This window comes from Acetivibrio mesophilus (assembly GCF_004102745.1).
Taxonomy (GTDB): domain Bacteria; phylum Bacillota; class Clostridia; order Acetivibrionales; family Acetivibrionaceae; genus Hungateiclostridium; species Hungateiclostridium mesophilum.
In genome coordinates, this window is record NZ_RLII01000019.1 from 60,246 (window position 1) to 72,077 (window position 11,832).

Annotated in this window: 1 protein-coding gene; it reads left to right on the forward strand. The window is 37.2% G+C overall.

Annotated elements, in window-relative coordinates; translation table 11 throughout:
- Positions 1-22: 22 nt before the first annotated feature.
- On the forward strand, positions 23-11,832 hold an 11,810-nt coding region (locus tag EFD62_RS12695), incomplete at its 3' end, for a S8 family serine peptidase (RefSeq protein WP_128706233.1).

Genomic DNA, 11,832 nt, shown 5'->3' on the forward strand with positions numbered 1-11,832 from the left:
ACTATTATAGGAGGGGTAAAGTGTGAGACTAGCAGGAAAAAGAATCACGTCAATTGCAATTCTAATAGCAATAATTATCCAGAGCATTTCAGTAACAGGTATAGCATACGACAACTCTATACCCGGGACAAAGGGACTTTATAATAGTTCCGCAAATGAATTAGTCGATAACAAAAAAAATGATAATTCAGCAGAGAATATACAGGCCGTTGGACCTGTTAAGATATCCCAGACGGTTTCGAGTGAAGTATATGCAGAAGATATCGAGATTTCAGATATAGAAGAAAACTCGAGTGTTTCTGCTGCAGAGAAGAACCAAAAAAAGAATGAAGTGTTGGTTCCTTCTGATGCCAATGAAAGGGATGAAGAGAATGTAATTAATAAAGGTATTAATGTAAACTTAAAGAACAGAAAAAAAGACATTATTGTAGTATATAAGGATATAAACAAAGCTAATGAGACAAAAGAAAAGTTCAAATCAAAAGATAATGTTCGTGATGTAAAATCAAAATATAAAAGCAAACGGTTCAAAATGGAGGTTCTCGAAGTTTCCGACCAGAAAGATATAGAAAAAATAATGGAAGAAATAAAGAGTGATCCTAATGTAAAATATGTACAACCCGACTATGAACTTAAGACATTTGCTATTCCGCAAGATGAGCACTTTGATAAACAGTGGGGGCTTTCAAATAATGGTCAGACAGTGAATGGCCAAGAGGGATTAACAGGAATTGATATTAATGTTATGGATGCATGGAATATAACAACTGGTGACGAGGAAGTCACTGTAGCAGTTATAGATACAGGTGTAGATATCAGTCATCCGGACCTTGTGGGTAATGTATTTTCAAATACAGATGAAATACTCAATGGAATTGATGACGATGGAAATGGTCTAATTGATGATGTAAACGGATGGGATTTTGTAAACAATGATAACAGTGTTAACGACTCTTCAACACAGGATGTACATGGTACAGCTGTTTCGGGTATTATTGCTGCAGAGATGAATGGTATTGGAGTGATTGGTGCAGCACCGAGGGTCAGGATACTGCCTGTAAAATTTATTGAAGGAAGCAGCGGATATACCTCGGATGCTATAAAAGCTATTGAATATGCCGTAGGAATGGGTGCAAGCATAATAAACTGTAGTTGGGGTGGAAGCGAATATAACCCAGCTCTTAAGGATGTTATTTCACAAAGTAACGCATTATTTGTGTGCGCAGCTGGCAATACATCTACTAATACAGTTCAAAATCCTGTATACCCTGCTAGCTTTGATCTTGACAATATTATTTCTGTAGCAGCTATAGGAAGCGATGGGAACCTTGCAGCATTTTCGAATTACGGTAAAAATGTTGATATAGCTGCTCCCGGTACAAATATATTAAGCACTGTTACTTTAGAAAGATATGATTATTTGAGTGGAACTTCAATGGCTGCTCCATTTGTATCAGCTACAGCAGCTCTTATAAAGAGCAACGATACAGCTTTAACTGCGGCTGAAATAAAGGAAAGGATACTTAATAACGTAACACAATCGGACAAGCTTTCAGGTAAAGTAAAAACATCGGGAAGACTTAACGCATACGCTGCTCTTCTCAATGAAACACCAGCAGACGAAGAACCTGAACCGGAAGAAGAGAATGGGCAGATTAATCTTAGGGAACCTAGGTTTATTTATGATACTTCGGCAGAGGGAAACAATAAAGTTCCTAAGCCAATTGTAAGAGAAGGAAGATTTTTTGACGACTCCGGGGACAATCCGGAAAATACAAATGTAATATTATCTGGAAGTCATGAAAAAATAGAAAAAATAACAAAAAAATATCCAACTGTAACTTGGGCAACATACAATGGACAAACTCCTGCTTCGCAGCTTTCTTTGCAAGATGTATCAATCTTAAGTTATGTTTTTGACAATAACAATAACCACACTATCGATACCGCGCAGGCAATAAGTGAGTGTACGGTTTTTGGTTCAATGGAAGAAAGGCTTCAGCAGGACTATTATGCAATTAATTTTGAGTCTGGAAAAGCATACACTATTAGACTCACTGGAATGGATGACTTGGACGATTATGATTTGCTTCTATTAAATAGTGCGGGAGAAGTTATAAAATACTCCTATTCAGCAAGGGGTGATGATATTATTACGCACACAGCTGGATATACAGGAGCTCACTATATATTTGTTGAGGCGTACCGTGTTGACAGTGCGGCAGAACATCACAACTATCAACTGCTGGTATACTCAGACAACAATAAACCGGATGTTTATGAGCCAAACGACAGCTTTGAAACAGCACAACCTATAACAGATGGTATACCGGTTTATGCAACACTGAATGTTAATACCGATGAGGATTGGTTTGTTATTGATATCAGTGAAACAGGAAAATTGAGTGTGACATTAAAGAATATTCCTGTTAGCTGTGATTATGACATAGAATTATATAATGCTGATTTTACAAGAGTATATTCTTCACATGCGTCGGGAAGCAATGATGAGAAGGTAGACAGAATTATAGATGCGCCCGGAAGATATTATATTAGGGTATATTCTTTCAGTGGAGCAAATTCTATAGAGAACTATGAGCTTAAAGTTTATGTAACTGAACCGGACAGCTATGAAGTCAATGACAATATTTATGATGTTCGATATTATGGCAGGCCATCAATTGATATGGGAAGCACTATATACGCAACTATAGATAATATTGATGACTGTGACATTTACCGTTTTAATATTAATAAAGATATGAACGTTGGAATAAGACTTCAGAATATTCCGGAAGGTAATGATTATAACCTTGTTGTGTATTCGTATTCGATGTATCAAGGATTCTTTGAAGTTGCACGTTCTATGAATGTAGGCAGCTTGGATGAAACATTAATAACTCAGCTAAATACAGGATTTTATTATGTAATGGTTTATTCGGCTGAAGGCTTTTCCGAAACGGAGCCTTATACTCTTAGCATATACGATGAAGATACTGTCCCAAAAGTATATGTTGAGTTTGACAAAACCACAGCTTCGGAAGGAGATATCATAACAGCAACTGTGAAAGTAAAACAGTTAGCTGAATTGGCAGGTATTGAGTTGAATCTTGCTTATGATCCTAATGTTGTAATGCCAGTCAAAGATGATTTAACTCCTTATGGTTATAGTCCTATACTTTCGGGAAGCGATATATTTTTAGATGAGGAATATTTGCCTTTTCGCTTTGTATCTCATGCCCCTAATGAAGGAAATATTCGCTTTTCATTATGTTACGTGGATATTAAATCATACAGAAACAGTATTCCGGAACCCGTAGATGGAACTGTTGCTGTTATTAAGTTTAAGGTACTCAGGGAAAATCAAATACAACTAAAATTCTATAATGCTAAGGAACCTGATGCATCAGCAATTTACTTGTTTGACTGGTATGGTAATAAAATTATGGAAGGCTTTATAGTAGAGCAGCCGCAAGTAATTAATAAAGATCTTCCTATATACGTTCCTGAATATTTAAGTATTTTGAATACACCGCAGGGGACAACACTTTCAGAAACTTCGCCGTGCAAGATATCGGGATATATTGACATAAATTTTAAAAGCAAGAACCCAAACATAAAAGAGGGCTTTTTGGTTGAATTGAAAGGAGCAAGCCCTGAAAATCAATCTATAATCCAAACGGTGACTACGGATTCAAATGGGTATTTTGAATTTGTCCAATTGCCGTCAGGTTACTATAATATAACGATAACAAAAAGTAGGTTCGTGAAGAGAGAATTATTAAATGTAGCAACAATCTTTGAAGAGACTGTAATTGGAGATCAAGAAGAACCGATTATAATGTTTTTTGGAGACCTTGTTGGTAAAAATAATGATTTCGATAATCCTGACAATTCGGTTAATTTGGGAGATATAATGGTGATTGTAAAAAGTTTCAACACAGTAATTGGAAATAACGATTATAACTCTCTAGCTGATTTAAACGATAACGGTGCCATAAATATGGAAGATGTTATGATTTTGTATATCAATTTTGGAAAAAGTACTTCTGATTATAGTGCTGTAAAGTACAAACTATATAAAAATGAAAAAGTACCGTCTTTTACGCTTCCAATAGGAGAATTGGATTTAAACGGGCATACACTTATAGTCGAAGGAAATCTTACAATTGATGAACCAACGACCACGACATATGCAACATTGAATATAAACGGAGGTTCACTATATGTAACAGGAAATCTCATTTTATCCGGCAATGCAAGACTTATTATGCGAAATTCGGGAGATTATATACTTGTAAACGGTAATTTTGAAACCAGATCATTATTTGATCACGAAAATAATAATGAGGAAATCAAAGGTGGAGATGGAAAAGCATGTCTCACCGATGGTGTACTTGAAGTAAAAGGTAATTTTACTCAAAATAGCAATGAGAAATATTGGGTTGGGACAACCTATGTCAGAGAGGCATATGGTGATCCACGTAATTTTACAGCTCTTGAGAATCACAAAGTAATTATGAGTGGTGATGAGGTTCAGCACATAAAGTTTGACAGAGTGGTAATTCAAGCAAATATTGATCATTCTCATTTTTATACATTGGAAATAACAAAACCCCTTGAGACAGGTTATACTTTAGAGCTCATGGAACCTTCAACGGTTGCTTGGATAAGGCTTATTGAGGCATTTTCAAGTTCAACACCTAGAGAAGGAACTACTGAAGATCTTGAGGAAAATGCAATAGCTAGAGGGGGAACAGTGGCTGCTACAACAGGAGCCAAGATATATGTTTTTGGTGGATATAACGGAGACTATCTTAAAGTTATAGAAGAATATGACCCAATAAAAGGTAAATGGACAGTAATTGATGAAAGCAATCAACACAGGCTGGAATTAAAAATCCCAAGAAGAGATATGGGAGTAGTTGAAGTTAACAACCAAATCTACGTAATAGGAGGAGAAAATGCTAACGGATATGTTGGCGAGGTTGAAGAATTCTCCAGTGTAACAGGTTCCAGGGTTTTGACTAATATAGATCCTATTACAGGTGAGAATAAGTGTGAAATGCCGACTCCTAGAACAAAAGTAGCAGTTGCATCTTTTGGGAATAAAATATACGCAATAGGAGGATTTGACGGAAGCTACAGTAATAAAGTTGAGGTATTTGATCTTGATATAACAAGGAAAGCGTGGACAACCCAATGTACAGTTGGAGGCCAGACTCAAACCATAAAGAATATGCCGACTGCAAGATGCGGAGCTGCAGCTGTTGAGTTTAACGGATATATATATGTTGTTGGAGGATATAATGACAGCGGGTACCTCGCAACAGTTGAAAAATATGATCCTGTTAATAATATATGGACAACATGCAGCAGTATGCAGTATAAAAGAGCAAACCTTGGTTTGGAAGTTGTAGAAGGTAAGATATACGCTCTTGGCGGGTATAATGGAGTTGACCATTTGGCAGTTGTTGAAGAATATGATCCCGAGACAAACACATGGAAGAAGATGACAAGATCTATTGTGTCTCCCGGATCAGGTTATGTAGAAGAGCCAAGAAGTTCATTTGGAACAGCGGTTGTATACAGTCAAATTTATATAGTCGGAGGAGAAAACAAAGGTGGGTACATGAATAAGGCTCAGAAGTATGTACCTTCAGTTCTTCCTGGACTTAAGATGTATACCGGATCAATTGTAAAGAAAACAGTGGGAGATGTAATGCTTTCGGGCGATTATTCCACACAAGTTTCGGATCTAAAGATTGATTCTCCGGGTATTCCGATTGAACTTATAAGAACATATGACTCTTCGGATAATGAAGAAAAGACAGTAATTGGATATGGATGGAGATTTAATTACGATTCAAAACTCGTGGAGATAAGCAATTATGGAAAAGTGACAGCATCTGCTCTAAATGTGAGAGAAAAGCCAACTGTGAATAGTAAATCTTTTGGTCTTGTTCCAAGAGGAGCTGTTCTACTTTTCGAGACAGTTAACGGACAGCCTGTGACTGAAAGAGATGTAAATGGAAATGAGTGGTACAAAATCAAGCTTTCGGATGGTAAGACAGCTTATGTGGCATCATGGTATGTAACCAAGCATTCATCAGGAGTTGAAATCAAGCTTGGAGCAGGTAAGACTACGGTGTTTGAAGGGAATAAGACGGACGGATTTACTGCATCCTATGGAAACTACGATCATCTGGAATACATGACAAATACCGGTGAGTATGTGCTTGTTATGAGTGATACAACACGGTATGGGTTTAAAAAGATAAGCACATCAGATAATGCATATAGGCTTGTGTGGATAGAAGACAAACATAAAAACAGGGTAAATATACAGGGAGAATACGTAAATTCAGTTTATAGAATTACCCGCGTGAGTGATAATGCAGGAAGAGCATTAACTTTTAACTATTCAACTTCAAATACTATTATTGTAAGTGACAATATAGGAAGAACCGTTCAATATTTGCTGAACGGTACAACAGGACATCTTGACCAGGTCGTCAATGTATATGGAAAAGCTACTAAGTATACTTATTATACAGCGGAGAATGATATATCAACCGACAAAAAGAATGTAAAGAAGTTGAGGGAAATTCAGACTGAACAAAAGAATGAAGAAACCGGTGTTGAAGAGTTTATAACTATTCAGAGAAATTATTATGATGAGGACACCGGAAGGATATACAAACAGACAGATGCATACGATAAGGTAAAGTATTGGAGATACATTGATCCGGTTGCCGGTGAGAATGTTGATTCTGAAGAGATTTCCGGCAAACTTGAAAGGAAATTTATTGATGAAAACAATGTTTCCGTTTCGATTTCGTACAGCCATTTCCTAAAACAGCCAATACGTGAGGAGTATAGTGACGGAAGTGTTGTTGAATACAAATACAAGATGAAAATAAACGGCGCATGGGTAGATACTACAAACCTGACAAGAGAGGAAAATGAATCTATTGGTGCAACATCTACAAACAGAAGTGTTAGAAAGTATACAAAGGACAAGTATGGATATACCACTGTTCAGGAAACAGATGAAAACGGTAATGTAAAAATGGTGACAGAGAGGTTTATTGACGATGGAACAAATGCTTCAGTAGACTCAGCACCTAGGACAGAGTATGAATATGATTATTTTTACCAACGCAGCGGTAACGATATAACCTTCCGGAGCAATCTGACTCATGAAGTGGAAATGAAGGAAAACAATAAAACTGATGCTTATACAGAATACGTATACGATGAAACCAATAAGGAACGTCTAAAAGAGGTTAAGAGGAGAATAGAAGGTAGTGGAGATTCGGCTATATATGCAACTACAAAATACGAATACTACAACGTTGGAGAAAAAGGTTTAAAAGTTAATGGACTTATAAAAGAAGTGATTGATCCTGATGGAGTAAAAACGGAATATGATTATCATACCAATGGATACCTAAAAACTGTGAAGGACTCTTTAGGCAACGAAACTCAATATACCTATGACAATGTAGGAAGAATAAAATCAAAGATTACTCCAATGGGCTTTAATACGGAATATTCCTATGGAGATGATAATGTAGAAAATGTAAAAGAGGAAGTAACAGTAACAGTAAGCGACGGAGAAAGGAACAGTACTACAAAGACTGTTTACGATGGCTATGGTAAAAAGTTTAAGGAAATATCGCCAATTCAATATGAAAAGCATGGAGCTGATGCCGATGGAACCCAGTATTTCTATGATTGGAACGGTAGATTAAAAACTGTGGTTGAGACTTTGGTTGACGACGAAGATAACAAAGTAGAATACATAACAAAATATACCTACGACAATGCCGGTAATTTGCAAACGGAGCAAATGCCTGATGGAACAATATATATTTATGAGTATGATGAATTGAACAGGCTGAAATACAAGAAGTTCAAAAAGAATGAATGGGTGGTATCTCCTGTAATATTGGAAGAGTACGATTATCAAGCGGTGGATAAAACAGTAAAGTTATCAGACGATAAGATATTTACAGTGAAAAATAAGGTTGATATCAAAAACGTTTATTACAAAAACGGAGTGTATACACCTTACGAATGTATCCAGACAAAAACCACAATGGATTATCATGAACGAGTTGAAATTGTGGAGTCTACCGGGCAGCCAACGATTAGAAAGAAATATTTAAAAAATGGGAAATTAAGTGCTGAAACGGTAGGAAGTTATACAACATATTATGCATATGACGGTTTGGGTAGAATTGAAGCCAAGAGAGTACCTCTTGAGGTAAGAGTTGAAAAGGATGAAGACGGTAACGGCAAAGAGATTGTTTATTACACTAAGACGAAGTATTCGTACAAAAATAGCGGAAAACTTTCGACGGAAGAAACTGGTGTTGAAAAGGTTCCTTTAGTGGGCGAAAAGACAGAACCTGACAACTATATAGGAAAAGTATATAAATACGATGACCACGGAAGGTTGGAAAAAATAATATTACCTGAAGGAACACAGGTAGAGTATGAATACGATAATGACGGAAATATAAAGACGGAAATGATAAATGTATGGAATTCTGTTAAAGGTGTACTCGAGCAACAAGTTGTCATGTACCAAAACAATCACCTGGGCAAGCCGGACAGAAAGTATGTGTTTGTAGAACCTGAAGATATTTATGATGTAACGGTTCCTGAGGGTGCAAATTATACATATGCAGTTGTTACCATATACGAGTATGATGCTGCAGGTAATGTAACTAATGAAACTACTGTGTACAGTGCCACAGACTCTTCTAATGACTACAACATTGTACAAACATATGGAAACCCTGTGGTTGTCAGCTATACATATGATGACCTCGGTAGACTTGAAACAGTAACAGAGAACGGATTAATCGTACCTGAAGGCAGTACGACATCCAATACAGTGTCTGCTGACATTACTACAGTTACAAAATACAACTGGGATGGTACGGTAAAGCAGGTTACAGATGCAAAAGGAAATATAACAGAATACGAATATTCTTATGAAGATACCGGCCGTGTTGAAAAGGTTACCAGTACAATAAACGGATTGAATGCTCAAGGAGTAAGGGCAACAAGTGCAACATATTATGACTGGGCAGGCAGACTAATAGCAGAAGTAACGCCTGAAAACTATGAAGAGGGCAAGTCTCTGGAAGAAATGAACCATACCGAATATATATATGAAAACAACCGGTTGAAGGAGAAAAGATACAAGGGCAAACTGACAGAGCTTGACACTTCAACACTGAATTTTGTTACTACAGATGGTGTGGATTTGTTAATTAACCGCTATGACTACGATGAATTTGGAAATGTGATAGAAGAATGGAATGCAATTGGGTATAGGAACGGATATTCTACCAAGTACGAGTATAATTTAATTAACAAAGTAATAAAGGTAATAGACCCTGAAACAAGAAAGCTAGGAGAAGAATATTATTCCGTAAAATATGATTATGATACCTTTGGACGTGTGATTTCCGAAACAAAGTTCAAAGGCTACGAAGCAAAAGTCGGAGAGCCGGTAATGTACATTGAGAGCGGTCAAGCAGAGAGCCCGTATTATGTTAAGACAGTCTATGAATATGACTATTCGGGAAATCTGTTAAAGACATGGGTTAAAAAGGGTGAAACGGACGATATCAACATCACAGAAAGCGATACACCTATACTTATAGACAAATATGACCTTGCAGGCAATCTAATAAGCCATACGGATGCCAACGGTAACACTACAAAATACGAATACAATGGGCTAAATAAATTAAAAAGAGTAATTTATCCTATAGACGATACAATGAAATATGCTTCTTCTTCTCCGTATCAGGTAAACTACCAGTACGATGCTGTAGGGAATGTTAGGAAAGAGTATGACAATTTACAGAAGGCAAGAATTTATGAATATGACGGAAGGGGTTTACTGCAATCGCAAATCGAACAGAGGGAAATTGTGGCAGCTGGTGGAACCGTAACTGTTTCCGAGTCTGTAACCACTTCTGTAAAATATGATGTAAACGGAAACAAGAGATTTGAGGTGGACGGTAACGGTTATCAGACGGAATTTATATATGATAGCCTCAACAGGCTTGAGAAAACTAAAATTAGAGTAACTAATCTCGATGGATGGTCGACGCATGCCACAATGTATACTTATGACAAGAATGGAAATATCCTTATAGAGACTAAATCTGTGGAGAGGGGAGATATTTCATCGGACAGCACGGAAACAACACGGTATGATGAGCTTGGAAGGATAATAGAAAAGAAGGATGCTTACGGTAAGTCAATAGAGAGAATAGTATATGACGAAAACAGCCGTCAGAAATATTCTTATGATGCGCGAAACAACAGGACAGAATACGTATATGACAGAAATGACAGAGTTATAGAAACAATTGACCCCGAATACCATGTAACAAAACAGAGTTACGACTATGCAGGCAATTTAAGAACCAAAACCGATGGAAGAAATAATGTAACAACATATATATATGATGAGTTTGACAGGCTGTGGTATGTTATAAATGCAAAGGGAGAGAAGACGAGATATACCTATGACAGAAATGGTAATATGCTGACCCAGGAGATATTGAAAACAGAAGGGCAGAACATTGACACCGTATACATCTCAACAACAAACGAGTACAATGCTGCAAACAAGATTACAAAGAGAATTGACCATGACGGAAGAACTGAAGGTGCTAATGGTAGCTATAGCTACAACTATAAGAAGGTAGTATCTTATAGGTATGACCCGGACGGAACCCTTCGTGAGGAGATTGGAAGAAGCAGTAGTGAGACTCAGCAAAACGGTGCAGTAACTACCTATACTTATGATATTCATGGAAGATTGATATCACAGGTAACAACACAAGCAAATAAAACACCGGTTGAGATATCTTATGAGTATGATGACAACGGAAATATGACCCATATGACAGACTCAACAGGCTTGACATCCCGCTTATATGATCAACTCAACAGGGTAAAAACGAAAAAAGTACAGGACAGCGGATCTGTGAGATACTATTATGATATAATAGTACAGGATACAACAGAGCAGGGAGAGACTGTTTACCTTACTGCTGAGGTTAGCAGAGACCCTGAAAATAATTACACAACAAAGGTTTATGACAAGGCAGGAAGGCTGAAGTATGTATATGACGGAACTGTTGCAAACGGAGCCTCAATAAGCAGCCTGGACAGGTCAAAATTAATAACATACGAGTATTATGACAATGGGGCCAGAAAGAGTGTATTGTATCCGGAATTTACAAAGAATGGACAAACCTATAGGTATGAAGAGGTATATGATTATTATCCGGATGGGACGCTTAACAACCTTATCAACCGAAGGGTAAAGGTAGTTAACCAGGGAACTCCTATAGTAGATGCTGAAATTGAAAAGTATAAGTATACTTATGATGAAGCAAATAATCAAACTAAAAAGATTGAGCACCTGGCTGGCGGAACAAGGATAACAGATTATGAATATGATGCATTGAACCGACTGGAGACGGTAAGTGAGTCAAATGGCAGATTTACACTGTACCACTACGATGTTGCAGGAAACAGGAAAAAAGAGGAAATAAGTCAAAACGGAACATTGCAGATAGTCAACACCTATGTCTATGATGAGTGGAACAGACTTAATAGGATTGAGACAACAGGTGTAGTGACCCGAATACAGAGCTATGGTTATGATGAAAACGGCAATCAGATAGAGGTGCGTACAACAACAGGCTCAACAACGGAGCTTACAGCAAGCTACAGCTACGATTTGCTAAACAGGATGATAAGTGCGACAGTCGGAGGAAAGACAGT